The organism is Paradevosia shaoguanensis (assembly GCF_016801025.1).
Classification (GTDB): Bacteria; Pseudomonadota; Alphaproteobacteria; order Rhizobiales; family Devosiaceae; genus Paradevosia; species Paradevosia shaoguanensis.
Genome location: NZ_CP068983.1, coordinates 447,641 through 467,662, shown reverse-complemented (window position 1 = coordinate 467,662; position 20,022 = coordinate 447,641). Strand labels below are relative to the sequence as shown.

Below are 20,022 nucleotides of genomic sequence, written 5' to 3'. Positions count from 1 at the left end.
GGACCTCGGATCACAGGGACAGGCCCATGACCCTATCACCGACCTGGATTGGAATCGACGTTTCGAAAGCCTGGCTGGATATCGCCTCTTCCGGCGGGGAGGGCGTGCAGCGGATTGCTAACACGATGGACGCCATCGCCGCATTCGCCGCCACGCTGGAGCGGGAGGGCTCTCGTGGTGCTGGAGGCGAGCGGGGTTTACGACAAGAGCTTGCGCGCCGGACTGGCGCTGGCCGGGATCGGCCATGTCCGGGTCAATCCGCAGCGGGCCCGTGACTTTGCGCGGGCGAGCGGCCGGCTCGCCAAGACCGATGCGCTCGATGCGGCCATGCTTGCCGAAATGGGCCGGGCCCTGCGCCTCGTGGCCGACCCGCTGCCCGAGGCCGGACGCGAGCGGCTCGGCCTGCTCAGCCGCCGCCGCGACCAGTTGGTGGCCATGCGCACCCAGGAAAAGCAGCGCCGGATCGAGATAACCGATTCCTTCATCGGCGCCGACCTGGACCGGCACATGGCCGGCCTCAACCAGGCCATCGCCGCCATCGAGGTCGAAATCCAGAACCAGATCGGCAGCGATGCCGCCCTGGCACAGGACCAGGCCCTGATCCGCTCGGTGCCCGGCATCGGCCCGGTCACCGCCTCTGTCCTGGCCGCCCTGATGCCCGAACTGGGCCGACGCTCGGGCAAGCAGATCGCCACCCTGGCCGGGTTGGCCCCGCTCAACAACGATAGCGGCCTACGGCGCGGACAGCGCTCCATCCGCGGGGGCCGCCGCCGCGTCCGCCAGGCCCTCTACATGGCCGCCGTTGCATCCTTGCGAACACAATCGCCTCTCAACGCCTTCTACCACCGTCTGCGCCAGGCCGGAAAACCACCCAAGCCCGCCCTCGTCGCCCTCGCCAGAAAGCTCCTCGTCACCATCAACGCCATCATGAAAACCCGAACAAGCTTCGCAACCTGAATTACAGTTGCCGGCTCTGCGGCCGGGGAAGATCGAGGGGGTGGGCGTTCGGTGAGGGACTATCAACAGCGCGTAGCCTGCCGCTCAGACCCGCTCGCCCTATTCCTCCGTACGACCCGTGCTTTCTCGATCCCGCTTATAGAGTCGCATATGCGGAAACTCCGGTAGCCAACCTTCGCGCCGGATCGTCCAGAGCTCATAGGTCGGTTTTAGTTGATCAGGTGCATCGAACGATCCCAGATGCATTTCGATCTCGTCGCCAGCCTCGGCGAAGACCGAAGATCCGCAACGCGGACAGAAATGCCGCCCGCCATAGGAGTGCGTCTCGCCCGTGATCGTCACCGCATCCGTAGAAAAAATCGCGTAGATGCTGAACAGCGATCCGTGATGCTTGCGGCAATCCATGCAATGGCAGAGCCCAACCCGGTATGGGCTTCTCGAAGCCGAAAACCGGACATCTCCGCATATGCAGCCGCCGGTGAAAGTGTCCATTTTCGTGCCCTCCAGATTGGGGGCGCACGTTAGCAGCCATTCGCTAGGGGACAAGGCTCGTACTTTCGGTTCCTGCGCCTCCCTCCCCCTTGTGGGGAGGGATTGAGGGTGGGGAGGCGCGAACTCGGTGGCTGTCCCTCCCCCAACCCTTTTCCCTCCCCACAAGGGGGAGGGAGACGCCATGGCACAATCCGGTCCTTTGCGCTGGCCCTGAAAACAAAAAGGGCGGGTCCGTCGGACCCGCCCTAATTCATTTCACGCTGTACCCGGCTTAGTTCAGCCGTGCACCGACATCCTTGATGGCCTGGTCGATCAGGGCAGGGCCTTTTTCGCCGACCTGCTTGTTGAGCAGGATGCGGGCCGCTTCGATGGCGACGTCGGCCGACTTGGCGCGGACTTCGGAAAGAGCCTGGGCTTCGGCCTGGGCGATCTTGTCCTCGACGGCCTTGGTGCGGCGGGTGACGAGGTCCTTGAGCGACTCGTTGGCCTCGGCGGCGAGGCGCTTGGCCTCGTCCTGCGCGGCGGTCACGATGCTTGCGGCTTCCTGTTCGGCCTCCACGCGCTTCTTCTCGTAATCGGCGAGAAGAGCTTCGGCTTCCGAGCGCAGGCGCTTGGCCTCGGCCAGGTCGTCCTCGATCTTCTTGATGCGCTCATCGAGCATGCCCGTGATCATCTTGGGCAGGCCGGCATAGATGGCGATGGCCAGGAAGATGACGAGGCCGATGGTGGCCCAGAGGGTCGCGGCGGTGGTGTAATCCAATCCGAAACTAAGCATTGGCGTTACTCCTTGGAAGCCTGGGCGACGGCGTCGCGGGCGTCCTGGGCGGAAACCGAGCCCACGAGCTTGCTGACGAGTGCCTCGACCGTATCGGCAGCGATTTCGCCAACGTGGCCAAGGGCCTCGTTCTTGGTCGCCTTGATGCGGGCTTCTGCGTCGGAAACCTTCTTGTTGAGGTCTGCCTCGACCTCATGGCGCTTGGCATCGAGGTCAGCCTTGATGCTGTTGCGGGTCTCTTCGGCGATCGCGTGGCTCTTCTTGCGGGCTTCGGCGAGGGCGGCCTCATAGGCTGCGATCGCCGCGTCCGTCTTCTGGCGCGAAGCGTCGGCCACGGCCAGGTCGCTATCGATCCGGCCCTTGCGGTCCGAAAGGATGCCACCGATGCGCGGCAGGGCGAGGCGGCTCAGGACGAAGTAAAGAACGACGAACGTGATCGCCAGCCAGATGAGCTGGGTGCCGAAGGTCGAAGAGTCGAAGGGGGGAAAGCCCGCTTCGTGCGCTTCGGTCGTCGCATGGGTCCCCTCGGTCGGCGAGCTCGCCGCGTCGTGGGTGGCGTCAGCCGCTGGGGCCTGGCCTTCTGCTGGTGTCTCGTTTGCCATTTACGACTATTCCGCTGATCTGCGTGAACCGGCCGGGATGGCCGATTAAACGAACGGCAGCCTTAAGCTCTCAGGCTCTTGGCCGCCGTCCAGATATCTGCGCCTGAAAGTATCAGACTGCGAACAGCAGCAGGAGAGCGATCAGGAACGAGAAGATGCCCAGAGCTTCGGTCACGGCGAACCCGAAGATCAGGTTACCGAACTGGCTCTGCGAAGCCGACGGATTACGCAGGGCGCCCGACAGGAAGCTGCCGAAGATGTTGCCCACGCCGATAGCCGCACCGGCCATGCCGATAGCTGCAATACCGGCACCGATGTACTTGGCGGCAATTGGATCCATTTTTAGTCTCTCCTTTGAAGGCCTTTGACTGTGCAGTCTTTCAGACACCCCGGCCACCGCGGCCGAGGCGAAACCGATTAGGTCGGATCAATGCGACGGATGGATCGCATCGTTGAGGTACATCGAGGTCAGCACGGCAAACACATAGGCCTGCAGGGCTGCCACGAGGAATTCGAGGGCGGTGATCGCCACGGTCATGATCAGCGGCAGGAGTGCGCCGAGGAAGCCGAGGAAGCCGAGCGAGCCCAGCGTCACGATGAAGCCGGCGAAGACCTTGAGCGTGATGTGACCGGCCAGGATGTTGGCGAAGAGACGAACCGAGAGGGAGATCGGACGCGAGAGGAACGACACCACTTCGATCGGAACGACGATCGGGAGAACGTAGCCCGGCACGCCATGCGGCACGAAGAGCTTGAGGAACTTGAAGCCGTTCCGGTAGACGCCGTAGCCCACGACCACGACCATGACGAGAAGCGCCAGGGCGACCGTGACGATGATGTGGCTGGTGACGGTGAAGAAGAACGGGAACATGCCGAACATGTTGGCGACGAGCACGAACATGAAGAGGGCGAAGACGAAGGGGAAGAACTTCATCCCTTCGGTGCCGGCCGAGCCTCTGACCATGTTGGCCACGAACTCGTAGAGCATCTCCGAGAGCGCCTGTGCGCGGGTCGGAACCAGCTTGCGGCCGGCGGTGGAGATGAGCAGGTAGCCAAGGATCAGGCCTACCGTCAGCACCATGAAGAGTGCTGAATTGGTGAAGGCGACGCCGCCTTCGCCGAGCGAGAAAATATTTGTGATGCCAAACTGGTGGATCGGGTCAACTTTGGTCGGATCGGCCAAGTTAGGTTCCTCGCTAGCCTATCTATCGTCGTCTTCGTCGTCGTCCGCCGGACCGAGATCCGCGTCTTTGGGCGGCGGAGCCGCCTTGTTCAGTTCCGCCACCGAACGGGTGACGTTGAGAATTCCGGCCGCAAACCCGACAAGGACCATGACGAGCATGATCCAGGGCCGGGTGTTCAGCCACAGATCGAGCAGATACCCGATCCCGGCGCCAACCAGGATGGCGGCGATGAACTCCGACCCGAGTCGCACGGCGCGACCCATCTGGCTGGTGTCCCCCGACGCGCGGCGCGAGGTTTCAGCCTCTTCCACCGCCCGGTCGCGCTTCGCAGCGGCAATGCGCGAAGCGAGGTCGGAAGTGACCTTGCCTTCGCTGCCTTCCGGACGCTGATCTTTGGGCGGATTTGCCATCGCGCTCGCTCACCTCGTCCGGCCGCCTTCATGTCTGAAGGATGCCCCTTTAAAGTCGCGCGCAACATAGTGGCGGCGAGGAAACGTGTCAAGAACGCGGCAAATGGCATAAAGTGCTGATAAATAATGATATTTCGCGCCTGCTAACAGGTGCGGCACTGTGGCGGGTTAAGATTCGGTGGTGAGTGCACCGGATTCCACCGGAGATTGGCCCCCAGCAGCCACCGTCACGCGTATCATCGCCTATATATAAGGTGCGGTTGGATGCCGCCCTGCGACATGCACGACGCGTTTTTGAATTGCTAATCGCTGCGCCGGGCGCATGCTGTGGCCATGCCCAGCGCCGATTCTCCCTCCATTGTCCTTAAGCCTTCCCTCCGCCACGAACGCGCGGCGTTGAAGGCTGGCGCCAACATCATTGCCGGCGTCGACGAGGCAGGGCGGGGGCCGCTCGCCGGTCCCGTGGTGGTTGCGGCGGTGATCCTCGATCACAAGCGGGTACCCAAGGGGCTCAACGATTCCAAGAAACTCACCGCGCTGGCGCGGGAGGAGCTTTTTGCGGAGATCGTCGCCAAGGCGACGGTTTCAGTCGTGGCGGCGCCGCCGACGATCATCGCCTCGCTCAATATTCGCGGTGCCACGCTCTGGGCGATGACGCGCGCGGTGCTCAACCTGTCGCTGGCGCCCGACCATGTGTTGGTCGATGGCCGCGACGTGCCGCCCGGATTGCCGATGGCAGGACAGGCGATCATCGATGGCGACGCGCTCTCGGTGACCATCGCCGCGGCATCGATCGTCGCCAAGGTCACGCGCGACCGCATGTGCCAGATCATGCATCGCGATACGCCGAACTTCGGCTTCGACGGTCACAAGGGCTATTCGACGCCCGAACATATCCGTGCCCTCAACGAGCATGGGCCGTGCCGTCATCACCGCATGGATTTCGCGCCCTGCGCGGCTGCTGCCGAGCGACGCCTGGCGAGTTAACTTCTCGCTTACCTTGACGCTTAAAACCCCTTTAACCCTAAGAGGTTACAACCGACGCGTTAGTGCTGCGTTAGGGTTAAGTAGATGTTGCGTACCGCGCGTAAGGCGGCCTCGGCTGCTGCGGAGAGGGAGGCCAGCCTCCCGATCGACACCATTCTCGTGGGCGATTGCATCGACCACATGAATGCTTTGCCGGCCGGCTCCGTCGATCTGATCTTTGCCGATCCGCCCTATAATCTGCAGCTTGCAGAAGGGCTCACCAGACCCGACCAGAGCAAGGTCGACGCGGTGGATGACGAGTGGGACAAGTTCGAGAGCTTCGCCCATTACGACGATTTCACGCGCCGCTGGCTCAAGGCTGCGCGCCGGCTGCTCAAGCCCGATGGCGCCATCTGGGTCATTGGTTCCTACCACAATATCTTCCGCGTCGGCACGGCGCTGCAGGATCTCGATTTCTGGCTGCTCAACGATATCGTCTGGCGCAAGGCCAACCCGATGCCGAACTTCCGCGGCACGCGCTTCACCAACGCGCATGAAACCCTCATCTGGGCCTCGCGGAGTCAGAAGAGCCGCGTGACCTTCAACTATGAAGCCATGAAGCTCTCCAACGACGACACGCAGATGCGCAGCGACTGGCTGTTCCCCATCTGCACCGGCTCGGAGCGCCTCAAGAACGACGCCGACGGCAAGGTTCATCCGACCCAGAAGCCGGAAGCGCTGCTGTTCCGCATTCTCAATGCAACGACCAAGCCAGGCGATGTCGTGCTCGACCCGTTCTTTGGCACCGGCACGACGGGTGCAGTGGCCCGCAAGCTCGGCCGCCACTTCATTGGCATCGAGCGTGAGGATACTTACATTGCGGCCGCTCTGAAGCGTCTCGCCGCCATCAAGCCGATGCGCGCCGAGGCTCTCGAGACGACGACGCCCAAGCGCGCCGAGCCGCGCGTTCCCTTCGGCTCGCTTGTCGAGCAGGGGCTGATTCTGCCGGGCACTCAGGTTTACGACGAACGTCGCCGCTACAGCGCCATGGTACGGGCTGATGGGTCGGTGTCCTCGGGGCCGTTCTCCGGCTCCATCCACCGCGTTGGTGCGCTGGTGCAGGGCTCGGAAGCCTGCAACGGCTGGACCTTCTGGCACTTCGAACACGAGGGCGTCCTGCGCCCGATCGATGCGCTGCGCGCCGACATTCGCGCGCAGATGCAACTCCTTTCCGCCTGAAACAGGCCTCCAAGCGTCAGGCAAACTCGCCGCCGGCCAACAGGCCGGCGGTTTTTGCTTTTCTGGCTATTCGAGACCGGCGGCAGCCAGCACCTTGCGGAAGAGCGATGGCAATGCCTCACTCTCCAGCTCACGCCGATCAGCCCACCACCCATCCGTCAGTTCTTCCGGCTGGGTGGCCACTACGGACCAGACATCGAGTTCGAGGCGGAAATGGGTGAAGACGTGAACCACCTGGCCGCGGCTCTGCCATTTGCCGGTGAACGGATATGTCGGCTCCCGCTTGACGCTTTCCCAGCTTGACCCGGGTGTCTCGGTCATCTTCGCCAGCAACCCTTTGTCGGCGCGTGTTCTCAGATAGACGTCGCCGTCACGATCGAGAATCACGAAGGCATGACCGTAGCGAGTGGGACGAGCGACCTTTTCCGCCTTCACCGGATAGCGTTCCGGGTTGCCTTCTGCTGCGCCGGTGCAACCCGGTTGCAAAGGACAGAGCATGCAAAGCGCGTTGCGCGGTGCGCAAATCGTTGCACCCAGATCCATCAGCGCTTGTGCATAGTCGCCCGCGCGCTCGGGAACCGTGGTCTGCAGATAACCGCGCAACTCCTCCTTTGCCTCGCGAACCGGCACATCCAGCGCCAGGTAGCGGGCGAGCACGCGCTCGACATTCCCGTCCAGCACGGCGATGCGCTCGTCATCGGCAATCGCTGCGATGGCCGCGCTCGTATAGGCGCCGACTCCTGGAAGCGTCAGCAGCCCCGCGGCCGTCGTCGGAAACACGCCGCCATGCTGTTCGACAACGGCTTTCGCGCAGGCATGAAGATTGCGAGCGCGCGCGTAGTAGCCAAGCCCTGCCCACTCGACGAGTACGGCTTCGAGCGGCGCGGCCGCCAGGTCCCCTACAGTCGGCCACAGTGCAGTGAAGCGGAGGAAATACTTCTGCACCGCAGCAATCGTCGTCTGCTGCAGCATCACTTCTGAAAGCCAGATACGATAGGGATCTGGCCGGATATTGCGGGCGCGATCCTGTGGGCTGACCCGCCAGGGAAGGGTGCGCGCATGCTTGTCATACCAGGCCAGAACTGCCTGGGCATCGATTGGGAGAGCGCGCGGCTTTTGCGCGAGGGCAGTTTTTGGCATGATGGCGGCAACAAACCTCAAGCGGCCTCGCCGCGCAAGCATTCGGAAACCTGACGTCCACAATGGCCGAGAAGCCTAAGGAATATAAACGGCTCAATCGCTCAGTCGGCGTCGCCGAGGCGCTGAAGGGCGCGCTCGACCCCGCGCTCAAGCGCCGTGGATTCGCCAGCCGCGACATCATCACCTATTGGTCGACCATGGCTCCGGCGCCCTACGACAAGGTGGCATTGCCCGACAAGCTCGTCTGGCCGCGCGGCGAACGTAGCGCTGAAGGCGCTACCCTGCATGTGCGGTGCGCAGCCTCACACGCGCTCGGGCTTGCCCACGAGGGCGCCAAGATCGCGGCCTCGGTGAATCGCTATTTCGGTTATCTGCTGGTGGGGCAGGTGCGATTGTCCGCTGAGCCGTTCAGGCCACATTCAGCCAAGCCGGTCGAAACTGGCCTCAAGGTGACAGACGCCATGCGAATGGAGGTCAGCGGTGCCGTCGAGAGCGTTGAGGACGAAGGCCTCAAGGAAGCCTTGCGCCAGCTCGGGCACGGCATTATGGCCAAGTCAAAATCGAGTGGACGTTAGCAGACGGACTGTTCACTGCGTGTTGATGGTGGTGCCCACTTGCCGCCGGAAAGCTGCCGTGTAGTGTCGCGCAATTCGAACCGGAGAAAACAAAGTGAAATTTACCCGCCGTGAGACCCTGATCCTTGCCGCCGCGGCATCAGCCCTGAGCGTGACCGGTATCGGTGCGGCCCAGGCAGCGGACGGCGAGATGTTCGACCAGGCCAAGCTGCTGGCCCCGAACGGCCTGCCCGACAAGGTGCTCGGTCCTGCCGACGCCAAGGTCACCGTGATCGAATATGCGTCGCCGACCTGCCCGCACTGCGCGGTCTTCTCGAACGACACGCTCCCCGAGTTCATGAAGCAGTATGTCGACACCGGCAAGGTGCGCTACATCCTGCGCCCCTTCGTCCGCAACGTGCTGGACGCCGTGGTCTTCCTCCTCGCCGAGGCCGCTGGCGAAGACCAGTACCACAACGTTGTGTCGACCTATTTCAAGACCCAGGACACCTGGGCCACGTCCGACAAGCCGCGCGATGCGATTCTTGTGATCGCCAAGCAGCTCGGTTTTACAGATGAAAGCTTCGAGGCGGCCTTGACGAATCAGGATTTGTTCAAGGGCATGGAGACACTGCGTGAGCAGGCTCTCGACGAGTTCAAACTCGAGGGCACCCCGACTTTCTATATCAACGGCAAGAAGCTGAGCGGAGACAAGACAATTGAGCAGTTGGCGGCGGAAATCGATCCCCTGCTCACTTAATTCGTCCTCCCGGATGGGGGCGCGATGAAGTTCACGCGCCTCAAGCTTCATGGCTTCAAATCCTTCTGTGATCAGACCGAGCTCCTGATGGAGCCCGGTCTGACTGGCGTTGTGGGTCCCAATGGCTGCGGCAAGTCCAATCTTGTCGAAGCCCTGCGCTGGGTCATGGGCGAAAGCTCCTACAAGGCCATGCGCGCCTCCGGCATGGATGACGTGATCTTCTCCGGATCCGGCAACCGCCCGGCGCGCAACACTGCCGAGGTGACGCTGGTGCTCGACAATGTCGACCGCACCGCGCCTGCTGCCCTCAACAATGCCGACATGCTCGAAGTGACGCGCCGCATCGAACGCGAGGCCGGCTCGGTCTATCGCGTCAATGGCCGCGAAGTGCGTGCACGCGACGTGCAATTGCTGTTCGCCGATGCCTCTACCGGCGCCCATTCCCCAGCCCTGGTGCGACAAGGCCAGATTGGCGAACTGATCGCCGCAAAGCCGACCCAGCGCCGCGCTCTGCTGGAAGAGGCCGCCGGCATTTCCGGTCTGCATTCGCGGCGGCACGAGGCGGAACTGCGTTTGCGCGGGGCGGAGCAGAATCTCGAGCGTGTGGACGACGTGATCGCCCAGGTCGAAACGCAGCTCGAAACGCTCAAGAAGCAGGCGCGCCTCGCCATTCGCTATCGCGCGCTTTCGGGCGATATCCGCAAGACCGAGGCGGCGCTCTATCACGTGCGCTGGGTCACCGCGCGCGTCGCCGAGAAGGAGACCGAGGCACAGCAGGGCAAGCTCGTGGTCGCGCTGGGTGACGCGATGTCGGCCGAGCGCGCTGCGCAGAAGGCGCTGGACGCCGCCGACGCCGCGCTCCAGCCGCTGCGCGATCGCGAGGCTGCCACTGGCGCGGTGCTTCAGCGCTTGACCATTCTCTCCGAGCAATTGGCCGAAGAGGCGCGCCGCGCCAATACCCGCCGGGCCGAACTTGAGGACCGCCTCAAGCAACTCGCCGCTGACGGGGCCCGTGAGCGCGAGCTCGTGACAGAAAGCGAGGAGACGCTGGAGGGTTACGCCGAAGAGCTGGCTCGGCTGGAAGACGAAGTGGCTGGCGAACAGGATGCCTATGACGCAGCCAAAGCTGCAGCCGAGGAGGCTGCTGCGGCGGTGGCGGCTGCTGACCAGGAGGCGCGTTCCGCCGCCGAAGCTCTGGCGCAGCTGCGAGCCCGCCGCACCCAGGCCATGCGTAGCGCCGAAGAGGCGCGCCAGCGTGTGTCGCGGCTCACCCAGCAGATTGCCGATATTGACCGGGAGGCCGCTGGTATTGCCGCCAGCCTAGACGCGGACGAGACATTGTCCCTGCGTCGGCAGGAATTGGAGACGGCCCAGGAGCGCGCCAGTGAGGCCGAAGACGCTGCTGTCGCTGCCGAAGAGCAGACCCAGCACGCCCAGGCCAGCCTCGATACTGCCCGTCCGAAGCTCTCGGAGATCGAGACGGCTTTGGGACGCCTTGAAAGCGAGGCGGATACGCTGTCACGTATTCTCAATGCCGGTGGCGCGAGCCTCTGGCCAGCCATTGTCGATCAACTCGATGTGGAGGCCGGTTACGAAACGGCGCTAGGTGCCTCGCTCGGCGATGACCTTGAAGCCTCGTCCGACGCCGGTGCGCCGATGCACTGGGGCGGGCCGATGGACGGGGACGGAGACCCGGCGTTGCCGCAAGGGGCCGAGCCGCTGTCGCGCTATGTCTCGGGCAGTGCCGTACTCAAGCGTCGGCTGGACCAGATTGGCCTTGTCGACAAGGCCGATGGGCCAGGGCTGATGCATGCCCTCAAATCCGGGCAGAGGCTGGTGACGCTTGAGGGCGACCTCTGGCGCTGGGATGGCTATGTCGCTGCGGCAGATGCTCCGAGCGCCGCCGCGCAGCGCCTGGCGCAACGCAACCGACTGGCTGAGCTGGATGCCGAAATCTTGCGCATGCGCGGCGAACGCAACGCCTGGCGGCGTGATGTCGAGGCCCTGGCTGCCGCGCTCGAGTCCGCGCGTGGCGCCGAACGCGAAAAGCACGAACACTGGCGCGCCGCGCAGCGCGAGATCGCCAATGCACAGGTAGGTGTCGAGCGCGCTGCCAAGGCCATCGGCGATCTGACGACCCGCCAGACCGCGCTGGCGGAGACCCGTTCGCGCCTCGATTCGAGCCTTGCCGAGGCCGAGGCCTTCCGTGAGGAAACAGAGTCCGTTCTCGAAGACGCGGGCGATGAGGGTGAGGCTGCGGCACTGGCCGAAGAGCGGCAGGCCATCTTGTTCGAGGCGCGCGAGCGCGCGGAACAAGCGCGGCTCAAGCTGGGCTCGTTCGAAACATCGGCCCGCATGCGTGCCGCGCGCTTGACCCAGATCGGCAACGACCGGGCGAGCTGGCAGCGCCGACGTGACGGCGCGGTCGCGCAATTGACCACGCTCAAAACGCGCGCTGGTGAAGTGCAGGCTCAGCTCTCGACGATGGACGCCACGCCCGAGAGCTTCGAAGCACGGCGGGTCGAACTCGACGACCAGATCGCGGACGCGCAGCTCACGCACAAGGCAGCTTCCGACACGCTGGCTCAAGCGCAAACCGGTTATCGCGAAGCGGACAAGATCCTGCGCGCCGCGGCGGAAGCGATGTCGGCCGCGCGCGAAAACCTGGCGCGCGTTGAAGAGCGCCTCAAGGGCTTCATCGCCCAGCGCCACCAGATCGAGCAATTGGTGCGCGAGAATCTCGGTATCGAGGCCAGCCGGACAGCCGAGGCCGCCGGTATTCGCCCGGAAGAGGCCCTGCCCAACGAGCAGGCGACGGAACAGAAACTCGAACGGCTCAAGGCCGAGCGTGAGCGGCTGGGTGGGGTGAACCTTACCGCAGAACGCGAAGCCGAAGAGGTGCGCGTAAAACTCGAGGCGATGGTCAAGGATCGCGACGACCTGATCGAGGCCATCGCCAAGTTGCGCGCCGGCATCCAGAGCCTCAATCGCGAAGGCCGGCATCGACTGAGCGAGGCCTTCGACAAGGTCAACGCGCATTTCCAGGAACTTTTCACCTCGCTTTTTGGCGGCGGCACGGCGGAGCTCAAATTCGTCGAGAGTGACGATCCGCTCGAGGCGGGGCTGGAAATCATCGCCCGGCCTCCGGGCAAGAAGCCCCAGACCATGACACTGCTCTCGGGCGGCGAGCAGGCGTTGACGGCTATGTCACTGATCTTTGCGGTGTTCCTCACCAACCCCGCGCCGATCTGCGTGCTCGATGAGGTGGACGCGCCGCTCGACGATGCCAACGTCGAACGGTTCTGCAATCTGCTGGAATCGATGCGCCAGCGCACCGACACACGCTTCCTCACCATCACCCACAACCCGATCACCATGAGTCGGATGGACCGCCTCTTCGGGGTGACCATGGCTGAGCGCGGCGTGAGCCAGCTCGTTTCGGTCGATCTCAAGACCGCTGAATCGTTCCTCGAAGCTGTCTGATCAGAGAGGTTTCAGCCGGGCCGCGAGATCAGCTTCGTCGGTGACGAAAAGGTGTCGGCCGACTTTGTTGGTCTCGTAGACGAAATCCCGCAACGCATCGCTCGCCGCCATCTGCTGCGAGACGTTGCCGACTATGACCAGCCGCAGCCAGTAGTTCTGCATCTTCTGAATGAACTCGCCCGCGAGGCCAGTACGCAGGCGGAAGAAATCTGGATCGAACCGCGTCGCGGGGATGGCGATCACGTCAATTTCCTGGCCGTAGGTCGCGCCGATCACGTCGAGCGCATCGGCAGACGAGCCGAGCAGCGCGCCTTCGGCAGGATAGAACAGTATCTTGAGGCCGTTGATGTGATCTGTGCGCATGGCACAGGACTAACCGGTTTTGCGGCGCGGGGGAATGGGACCGCGGTCACACGCCCACTCGGCATCCGCGGGCCCCGGCTCTTGGCCGGGGAGTGCAGCGGAGAGAACCAAGCCGCCTTTGCCACAGTCAAAACAGCGAAAGCTGATTGTCTTCGGGCTTTGCGGGAGCGAAAAGATCGTTCCGCAGCGGCGGGACCTTCTGGTTGAGGCCGTAGCGTTCGACCGCCTTTTCGTAGCGTTGGCGGAGAAGCACGGCATAAGGACCTTCGCCGGTAAAGCGCGTGCCCCAACGCGGATCGTTGTCCCGGCCATCGCGAACATCGCGGACGAGACTGAGAACGTGACGGACGCGATCGGGGAAGTGGCGCAGCAGCCATTCTCGGAAGAGATCACGAACTTCGCCCGGAAGACGCACCAGGATCATCCCGGCGCCCTTGGCGCCTTGTGCCGCGCCGGCATCGAGGATGCGTTCGAGCTCCATGTCGTTGATGGCCGGGATCATCGGTGCGGCCATGATGGCGGTAGGCACGCCCGCTTCCGAGAGCAGCCGGATGGCTTCGAGCCGCTTGGAAGGCGTGGAGGCGCGCGGCTCCATCTTGCGGGCAAGCTTGTGATCGAGCGTAGTCACGGAGAGTGCCACGCGCACCAGGTTCAGCCGGGCAAGTTCGGTAAGAATATCGAGGTCGCGCACGATCAGCGCCGACTTGGTCGTTATCGTCACCGGATGGCGGGTTTCGAGCAGCACTTCGAGTATCGAGCGCATGATCTTGTGCTTGCGCTCCGCGGGCTGGTACGGGTCGGTATTGGTGCCGATCGCGATCGGCTTGACCTTGTAGCGCGGGCTTGAAAGCTCCGCCCGCAGCGCCTCGGCGGCGTTCACCTTCACATAGATATCGCGCTCGAAATCGAGGCCTGCCGAATGGCCGAGATAGGCATGCGTCTGCCGCGCGAAGCAGTAGATGCAGCCATGTTCGCAGCCGCGATAGGGATTGATCGAGCGGTCGAAGCCGATATCGGGGCTTTCGTTGCGCGCAATGACCGTCTTGGCGCGCTCGATATGCTCAATAGTCTCGAAGATCGGCAGTGGGTCGACATTGTCCCAGCCGTCATCGAACGTCTCACGCGTGTGCTTTTCGAAGCGGCCGACGACGTTGCTCTGCGCGCCGCGCCCGCGGTTCTGGCCGGGATCGACCAACTGCCGGTTGACGAGGTCGGCGTCTCGCGTCTTGGCCAGCTTCTCGAGCGCATCGAAGGATGGAGCCTGATAGAGCGCCATTTGAATTCTCCTTTCCGAAAGCGAATCGTCGCCTCGGTAACGTCCCGTTAGGGATAGCTCGGAAATGAGAACAAATAAAGAACAAACGCTGCGATACGCTAGCCCAGGCTGGCGGGGAGGGAGGAGGTGACTTCGAGTTGGCGATCTTCCCGCACGGCTACGCCTTGGGGCGCGATGTGACCGGCGAGTACTGCATCGCGCTCCCGGATGAGCGTTTCAATCTCGGGCTGGAAGTGGCGAACGACCGCCGTCAGCCAGCGGTTGACGAGGTAGGACGGCTTGGAGAAATGCACATCGAAGCGGGGCAGCAGAGCGATGGTCGCCTCCGCGTCCAGCCAGGTATCGCCAACGACCCATTGGTTGACGGTAAAGAGACGGTGGAGGCGTCCGAAGGGATCCACGCCAACGGCGATCAGATGGTGCACCGGCCCCTTGGGGCCATCGGGGCGGACGAAGCAGTGGAAGTGCCCGTGCTCAGTTTCGTCGGCCGGTGGAACATGGCAGTGATAATACCATTGGGCGCCGGTGTCGGGGTCGAAGATATCGCCCGCCGGGTAGTGGGACCAGGCAGTAACCGGCGCACCGCGCAGCGTTTCCGAAAGGACGTTCTCGCCGGACTTGGCGAGAACGCTCTCGCAGAACAGAGCTTCCTGCAGGGCGCGGCTGCGCTCGTCGTCCATCATTGTGCCCCGGCGGCGCACGGATTGGCCGCCGCGCAAGGGGCCGCAGCGGGAGCGGCGGCAGCGCAAGGCGCTGCGACGGTCGCCGGAGCTGCGGCTGAGCAGGGCGATGCTGCAGCACAGGGGGAAGATGCCGCGCATGGGCTGGACGCGGCACAAGGATTGCCGGCAGCGCATGGATTGGCTGCAGCAGCGGCGGCAGGCACCGGCGCACGGGCGGTCGCCGCTACGTGGTCGGCCGCCACAGCGGCGGTGGCGACGAGGAAGACGCCGCCGAAGAGAAGCGTGTTGCGTGCACTCATTTGGACTTGAACCCATCCATACCGAAGACCGGGCGCAGGTAGATGCCCAGAAGGCTGCCCACGAAGGCGGCGGCGAACCAGAGCCAGCCATGGACGCTGCCAGAGGCGATGCCGCTGAACAGCGCGCCGATATTGCAGCCGAAAGAGAGCCGAGCCCCGTAGCCCATGAGCACGCCACCAATGGCGGCGGCAAGCAGGGAAAGGAACGGCACGGCTACGCGCGGGGCAAACTTGCCGGCGAGCCCGGCCGCAAGCGCGGCGCCGAGGATGATGCCGAAATCCATCACCGAGGTGACGTCTTCGAGCACGCTAGCCTGCAGAGCCTTGGCCTGCGCCGGCCACGTCCAGAATTCCCAGGAAGCCACCGGCACGCCGATAGCCTGTGCGACCTTGGCGCCCCAGAGGCCGAAACCATAGGTGATCGACCATGGATGGCCGGCAATGAGGAGCGTTGCGATGTTGAGGAGCGCGAGAAGCAGGCCGGCTCCGACCAGGGGCCAGGGGCCGCGCAACAGGCGCTGGAGCCCCGTGGTCGAGGGTGCCTTGGGTTTCTCAAGCGAGCCATGGGCGCGCTTCTCGACAAGAACCGTGACCCATGCCACCGCGGCAAGACCGCCAAAGGTGACGAGGAGCGCCAGCGGCACGCCAAGATTGGCGCCGAGGCTGATGGCCGGCAGCGACGGCTGGGTCAGCCACCAGGGGAGGTGGGCGGTGCCCAACACCGCGCCAACGATGAAGAACAGCAGCGTGACGAGCATACGCGACGAGCCGCCACCGACCGTGAAGAGCGTGCCCGAGCCGCACCCGCCGCCGAGCTGCATGCCCAGCCCGAAGATCGCCGCGCCGACGAGTACCGAGACGCCCACCGGCGCCGTCGCACCGGCGAGCGGCTGGCCGAAGGGATTGCCCAGCGTGAGCAGCGGAATGAAGACGAGTGCAGCAACGCCGATCATGAGCATCTGCGCGCGCATGGCGTTACCGCGCTTCTCAACGACTAGACGCCGCCAGCCACCGGTAAACCCGAACGAGGCATGGTAGAGCGTCAGGCCCATGAGGGCGCCGACGAGGAAAAGCACGGCCTGGCGGATGTCCACGAGTTGCGCGATGACCAGCGTGCCTGCGACCAGGGCCGCACTGGTGACCGCGACGGGGCCTCTATCCAACTGGATGAGCGGCTTGCGGGGAATTGAGCCCGCTGTGGCGTCGGTCATTCAAGTATTCCTAAGTGAGGAAGTCCGGGCGCGTCGGCCCGGACGATAACAGGTGTTGGCAATATTGCGCGCGAGAAAAGCGCGTCAGTTGCTGGCGACCACGGGGCGCGCCGGATCGGCGGTCCACTGGGACATGGAGCCGTCGTAGAGGCGCACATTCTTGATGCCTTCGACTTCAGACAGGCCGAACCAGGCGATCGAGGCGAGATGGCCGGTATTGCAGAAGGTGATGAGACCATTGTCGGTCGCGACGCCCGCTGCCTTCACGAGTTCGGCGATCTCGGTGGCGTTGGCGAAGGACGGCACGTCCGGGTGATAGAACTGGTCGAAGTTGATGTTGACGGCCGAGGGCACCGTGCCGAGCTTCTGGACGGTGTTGGTCTTTTCCTTGCCGATGAACTGGGCCACCGAACGGGCATCGATCAGGTTGACGTCGCTCGCGATGGCGTCGGTCACCTCCTTGACGTCGGCGAGAAGTTCCGGACGGAACTCGGCCTTGAAGTCGCCGGCAGCGGCAGTGGTCGCGTCGGTCGAAACCTGCTGATTGGCCTTCGTCCAGGCAGCATAGCCGCCATCGAGAATGGTCACGGCGTCGTGGCCGAGAACCTTGAAGGTCCAGTAGACGCGAGTGGCGCCGCCGAATTCGGAGGCATTGGTGCCGGCCGGGATGATGACGACCTGGCTGTCATTGTTGACGCCGAGATTGGCGATCAGGCCCTGGATCTGCTCGGTGGGCGGAAGCATGCCGGGGATGTTGTTGACCGTGGTGCGCCAGCCGTATTCGGAATACCTGGCGTTGACCGCACCCGGCACGTGGCCGGCGTCGTAGGGGTTCTTGCCTTCGACGGCATCGCGAATGTCGATGACCACGAGGCTCTTGTTGCCGAGATGCTCGGCGAGCCAGGCGGAGTCGACCAGCGGCTTGTCGGTCAGACGTTCGGCATAGGCCGGGGCGACGGACACGAGGGCGACGGCAGCGAGGGTGCCCAGGAAAGACAGGCGCATTTGAAAGTTCCCACAGTGGAAGAATGTTGAGCCATTGTGGCACGCTGCGCTTTCGCGTTCGGCTGATAGCCATCCAAAGCGGGAAGCCGGGAGGAAAAATCTATCTAGCTGCTCGGGTTTTGAGCGAAGGATTGTTCTCGGCGAGCGATTTCCCACATCCGACGGGGCTGGAATAATGCACCCCGTTCTTTGGATATCCGCCTATGCCCCAGAAATTGCTTCGTTTGGCCTTCGTGATTTTGGCAACCTTAGGGTTGCATACGGTCGTGCTTGCGCAAGCTGCGCCGCCCGCCGCGGAGCAGGCAGCGCCGGGAGCAGTGGTGCTTTCCTTCGAGAATGAAGCGCAACTCGATGCGCTTGCCGCCAAGGGCAAGACGGTGGTGTTTTTCTTCGCCAGCTGGTGCCCGAATTGCCGCGCGACGGTCACCGAGCTCAACGCTCGCTGGTCCGAAGTGAATCCCGACCTGACGCTGGTGATCGCCGACTACGACAAGGAGGCGGCGCTCAAGAGCAAGTATGGCGTGACCTACCAGGACACCTTCGTGCTGCTCGACAGCAAAGCGCAGGGTGTCAAATCCTGGAATAGCGGCGGAGTGGATGGCCTGAACGCCAATACCGCTTCCTGATGCTTCCTACCGTCCTTTTTGCTTTCGTGGCAGGCATCGTCACGGTGCTCTCGCCGTGCGTGCTGCCGCTGCTTCCGGTCATACTGGCGGTGTCGACGCAGGAGGGCAGGGCGCGCCCGTTCGGAGTCATCGTCGGCTTCGTCGGCACCTTTACGCTCGCAACGCTTGCGCTGAGCTTTCTGGTGCGTTCGCTGGGCGTGCCTCCAGATCTCAACCGGACGCTTGCGGCCGTTGTGTTGATCGTCCTTGGTCTGACGCTGATTGTGCCTGTGCTGCATGGCGCCTTCGAACGGCTGGCGGGTTCCCTGGCCCGGCTCGTGCCGGCAGGTGGCCCCGGCGACGGGTTCGGTGGCGGGTTTGCTGCGGGCGCCGGGCTGGGGCTGGCCTGGAGCCCTTGCGTGGGACCGATCATGGCCTCGGTCATCACCCTGGCGCTCAATCAGCAGGTCAATGCTGGCGCGCTCGCCGTCACGCTGGCCTTCTCGCTCGGCACGGCGCTGCCCATGGCGGCCATCGTCTTCGGCGGCCGCAAGCTGGTGAAGAGGCTCGGCTGGTTCCAGGCCAATGCCGAACTGATCCAGAAGGTAATGGGTGGCCTATTGGTGCTGACCGGCCTGGCGATCTGGTTCGGCTGGGACCGCGCGATCCAGGTGCAGCTCCTGACCTGGTTCCCGAATTGGGAATTGGCGCTCACGGGTTGGGAGCCGAAGCCCTGACGGTTCAGGCGCAGTAGATGCGATAAAGCGTCTCGATCACCTGCCGCACTTCATCCGAGGCGATGGTGTAGTAGACTTGCTGCCCGTCGCGCCGGGTCTTGACCATGTTCCAGGCGCGCAGCTTTGAGAGGTGCTGGGAAAGCGGCGACTGCGCCAGCCCGACCTTTTCCCCCAGTTCGCTGACATTTCTCTCGCCATTCAGCAATTCGCACAGGATGAGCAGCCGCTTGGGATTGGCCATGGCGGTCAGCAGGACCGTGGCTTCCTCCGCCTTGCTCTCAAGTTTTGCGATTTCCATCTTGATCATATTAGAAAGTTCTAATATACGAATATGCGTAATAGCAATATCTACGCGATCGACGCGTGTTTCAAGGAGCGAATGATGGTCTTCGAGGTGAACCCGCAATGCTGACCGAGTTCACGCCGCTTCCCGCGCTGGCGGGCGGCATGCTGATAGGCCTCTCGGCTGTGCTGTTGATGGCTTTCCACGGCCGGATCGCTGGGATGACCGGCATTCTTGCCGGCGCCCTCCGCCCGATAGCGGGCGACTGGGGCTGGCGAGCAGCCTTTCTGGTGGGCGCGATCATCGCCCCGGTTCTTGTCCTCGCAGTCTCGGGGCAGGCGGTGAGCTTCACGAACATCGTACCAGTCCCACTACTCATCGTCGGCGGGATTGTGGTCGGCATCGGCGTTTCGTTTGGCGGCGGTTGCACGTCCGGACACGGTGTATGCGGAATTGCCCGGCTTTCGTCGCGCTCCATCGTCGCGACCGCAACTTTCATGCTGGCAGCATTCGCGACCGTCTATGTCGCGCGCCACGTCCTGGGAGCCTTCTGATGGGACGCGTCGTCATGGCCGGGTTGATCGGCATCGTCTTCGGCATGGGTATCGCCATCTCCGGTATGATCAACCCAGCCAAGGTCCTCAATTTCTTCGATATCGCGGGCAATTGGGATCCCTCGCTTGCCTTCGTGATGGCTGGCGCGCTGGCAGTAACGGCCATCGGCTATCGCTTTGTCCTGGCCAGGCCGCGACCGATTCTCGACACCCGCTTCCACCTGCCGACTCGGCGGACGATAGACGTTCCGCTCATTGCAGGTTCCGCCCTATTCGGTATTGGATGGGGTATAACAGGGTTCTGCCCGGGCGGCGCGATCCCGGCCCTCGGTTTGGGCGAGAGTTCCGCCTGGATTTTCGTGGCCGCGATGGCCGTAGGCATGGCGCTGGCCCGGTTGGCCAGAAGCGTGCTCGACCCGCGTACGCCCAAGACTGCGTGACAGG

General features: G+C 63.7%; 23 protein-coding genes. 10 read left to right on the top strand and 13 right to left on the bottom strand.

The genetic code is table 11. The annotated features are described in order from the left end of the window. Nucleotides 1-174 precede the first annotated feature (174 nt). Nucleotides 175-957, top strand: a complete 783-nt coding sequence (locus JNE37_RS02225) for an IS110 family RNA-guided transposase (protein WP_203065173.1) — start codon at nucleotides 175-177, stop codon at nucleotides 955-957. 99 nt (nucleotides 958-1,056) lie between these two features. Here the strand turns inward: JNE37_RS02225 and JNE37_RS02220 are convergent, their stop codons facing one another. From JNE37_RS02220 to JNE37_RS02195, 6 genes are all read right to left on the bottom strand, one after another. Further along, a complete protein-coding gene (locus tag JNE37_RS02220; RefSeq protein ID WP_203065172.1) occupies nucleotides 1,057-1,449 on the bottom strand; it encodes a GFA family protein in 393 nt (130 codons plus the stop codon). Between the two features lie 271 nt (nucleotides 1,450-1,720). Then, nucleotides 1,721-2,224: a F0F1 ATP synthase subunit B family protein gene (locus JNE37_RS02215; protein WP_156046356.1), complete on the bottom strand. Its 504-nt coding sequence runs from the start codon at nucleotides 2,222-2,224 to the stop codon at nucleotides 1,721-1,723. A gap of 5 nt (nucleotides 2,225-2,229) precedes the next feature. Continuing rightward, nucleotides 2,230-2,826, bottom strand: a complete 597-nt coding sequence (locus JNE37_RS02210; protein ID WP_035032692.1) for a F0F1 ATP synthase subunit B — start codon at nucleotides 2,824-2,826, stop codon at nucleotides 2,230-2,232. A 112-nt stretch (nucleotides 2,827-2,938) separates the two neighbouring features. Further along, the gene (locus JNE37_RS02205) at nucleotides 2,939-3,166 is read right to left on the bottom strand and encodes a F0F1 ATP synthase subunit C (protein WP_035032694.1); all 228 of its coding nucleotides are present in this window, start codon (nucleotides 3,164-3,166) and stop codon (nucleotides 2,939-2,941) included. 87 nt (nucleotides 3,167-3,253) lie between these two features. Next, the gene (locus JNE37_RS02200; RefSeq protein WP_035032696.1) at nucleotides 3,254-4,009 is read right to left on the bottom strand and encodes a F0F1 ATP synthase subunit A; all 756 of its coding nucleotides are present in this window, start codon (nucleotides 4,007-4,009) and stop codon (nucleotides 3,254-3,256) included. Between the two features lie 18 nt (nucleotides 4,010-4,027). Then, nucleotides 4,028-4,420, bottom strand: coding sequence for an AtpZ/AtpI family protein (locus JNE37_RS02195; RefSeq protein WP_052015235.1), 393 nt, complete (start codon nucleotides 4,418-4,420; stop codon nucleotides 4,028-4,030). Nucleotides 4,421-4,753: 333 nt separating this feature from the next. Here JNE37_RS02195 and JNE37_RS02190 point away from each other — a divergent pair, with 333 nt between their 5' ends. Together JNE37_RS02190 and JNE37_RS02185 are read left to right on the top strand one after the other, a co-directional pair. Continuing rightward, nucleotides 4,754-5,407: a ribonuclease HII gene (locus tag JNE37_RS02190; protein ID WP_203065171.1), complete on the top strand. Its 654-nt coding sequence runs from the start codon at nucleotides 4,754-4,756 to the stop codon at nucleotides 5,405-5,407. A gap of 87 nt (nucleotides 5,408-5,494) precedes the next feature. Then, nucleotides 5,495-6,625 (top strand): site-specific DNA-methyltransferase, encoded by a 1,131-nt coding sequence (locus tag JNE37_RS02185; RefSeq protein ID WP_376742940.1) that lies wholly within the window; start codon nucleotides 5,495-5,497, stop codon nucleotides 6,623-6,625. Between the two features lie 66 nt (nucleotides 6,626-6,691). Here the strand turns inward: JNE37_RS02185 and JNE37_RS02180 are convergent, their stop codons facing one another. Next, nucleotides 6,692-7,765: an A/G-specific adenine glycosylase gene (locus JNE37_RS02180; protein ID WP_203066296.1), complete on the bottom strand. Its 1,074-nt coding sequence runs from the start codon at nucleotides 7,763-7,765 to the stop codon at nucleotides 6,692-6,694. A gap of 62 nt (nucleotides 7,766-7,827) precedes the next feature. On the opposite strand from JNE37_RS02180, the gene JNE37_RS02175 reads away from it, so the two are divergent. From JNE37_RS02175 to JNE37_RS02165, 3 genes are all read left to right on the top strand, one after another. Then, nucleotides 7,828-8,340, top strand: a complete 513-nt coding sequence (locus JNE37_RS02175) for a DUF721 domain-containing protein (protein WP_035032700.1) — start codon at nucleotides 7,828-7,830, stop codon at nucleotides 8,338-8,340. A gap of 94 nt (nucleotides 8,341-8,434) precedes the next feature. Next, nucleotides 8,435-9,079: a thioredoxin domain-containing protein gene (locus tag JNE37_RS02170; RefSeq protein WP_035032706.1), complete on the top strand. Its 645-nt coding sequence runs from the start codon at nucleotides 8,435-8,437 to the stop codon at nucleotides 9,077-9,079. Nucleotides 9,080-9,103: 24 nt separating this feature from the next. Continuing rightward, nucleotides 9,104-12,562 (top strand): chromosome segregation SMC family protein, encoded by a 3,459-nt coding sequence (locus JNE37_RS02165; RefSeq protein ID WP_203065170.1) that lies wholly within the window; start codon nucleotides 9,104-9,106, stop codon nucleotides 12,560-12,562. Here JNE37_RS02165 and JNE37_RS02160 read toward each other — a convergent pair whose 3' ends face one another. From JNE37_RS02160 to JNE37_RS02140, 5 genes are all read right to left on the bottom strand, one after another. Continuing rightward, nucleotides 12,563-12,925: a DUF4180 domain-containing protein gene (locus JNE37_RS02160; RefSeq protein WP_203065169.1), complete on the bottom strand. Its 363-nt coding sequence runs from the start codon at nucleotides 12,923-12,925 to the stop codon at nucleotides 12,563-12,565. It abuts the gene before it with no gap. A 127-nt stretch (nucleotides 12,926-13,052) separates the two neighbouring features. Next, a complete protein-coding gene (locus JNE37_RS02155; protein ID WP_035032714.1) occupies nucleotides 13,053-14,201 on the bottom strand; it encodes a PA0069 family radical SAM protein in 1,149 nt (382 codons plus the stop codon). A 98-nt stretch (nucleotides 14,202-14,299) separates the two neighbouring features. Beyond that, nucleotides 14,300-14,884 carry a DUF6969 family protein gene (locus JNE37_RS02150; RefSeq protein WP_203065168.1) on the bottom strand — a complete coding sequence of 195 codons (585 nt, stop codon included), beginning with the start codon at nucleotides 14,882-14,884 and terminating at the stop codon, nucleotides 14,300-14,302. A 295-nt stretch (nucleotides 14,885-15,179) separates the two neighbouring features. Next, complete coding sequence (locus JNE37_RS02145) at nucleotides 15,180-16,394, bottom strand: YeeE/YedE family protein (RefSeq protein WP_203065167.1); 1,215 nt, start codon at nucleotides 16,392-16,394, stop codon at nucleotides 15,180-15,182. Between the two features lie 84 nt (nucleotides 16,395-16,478). Continuing rightward, nucleotides 16,479-17,399 (bottom strand): sulfurtransferase, encoded by a 921-nt coding sequence (locus JNE37_RS02140; protein ID WP_035089688.1) that lies wholly within the window; start codon nucleotides 17,397-17,399, stop codon nucleotides 16,479-16,481. Between the two features lie 203 nt (nucleotides 17,400-17,602). Here JNE37_RS02140 and JNE37_RS02135 point away from each other — a divergent pair, with 203 nt between their 5' ends. Then, entirely contained in the window at nucleotides 17,603-18,025 is a 423-nt protein-coding gene (locus tag JNE37_RS02135; protein ID WP_203065166.1) for a TlpA family protein disulfide reductase, read from the top strand. Next, entirely contained in the window at nucleotides 18,025-18,741 is a 717-nt protein-coding gene (locus JNE37_RS02130) for a cytochrome c biogenesis CcdA family protein (RefSeq protein WP_203065165.1), read from the top strand. The genes JNE37_RS02135 and JNE37_RS02130 overlap by 1 nt, the downstream gene beginning before the upstream one ends. Nucleotides 18,742-18,745: 4 nt before the next feature. Here the strand turns inward: JNE37_RS02130 and JNE37_RS02125 are convergent, their stop codons facing one another. Beyond that, complete coding sequence (locus JNE37_RS02125) at nucleotides 18,746-19,048, bottom strand: ArsR/SmtB family transcription factor (protein ID WP_203065164.1); 303 nt, start codon at nucleotides 19,046-19,048, stop codon at nucleotides 18,746-18,748. A 98-nt stretch (nucleotides 19,049-19,146) separates the two neighbouring features. Here JNE37_RS02125 and JNE37_RS02120 point away from each other — a divergent pair, with 98 nt between their 5' ends. Next, nucleotides 19,147-19,578, top strand: coding sequence for a YeeE/YedE family protein (locus JNE37_RS02120; RefSeq protein WP_203065163.1), 432 nt, complete (start codon nucleotides 19,147-19,149; stop codon nucleotides 19,576-19,578). Continuing rightward, on the top strand, nucleotides 19,578-20,018 hold the full coding sequence (locus JNE37_RS02115) for a YeeE/YedE family protein (protein ID WP_203065162.1): 441 nt from the start codon (nucleotides 19,578-19,580) through the stop codon (nucleotides 20,016-20,018). Before JNE37_RS02120 ends, JNE37_RS02115 begins: the two co-directional genes overlap by 1 nt. Nucleotides 20,019-20,022 lie beyond the last annotated feature (4 nt).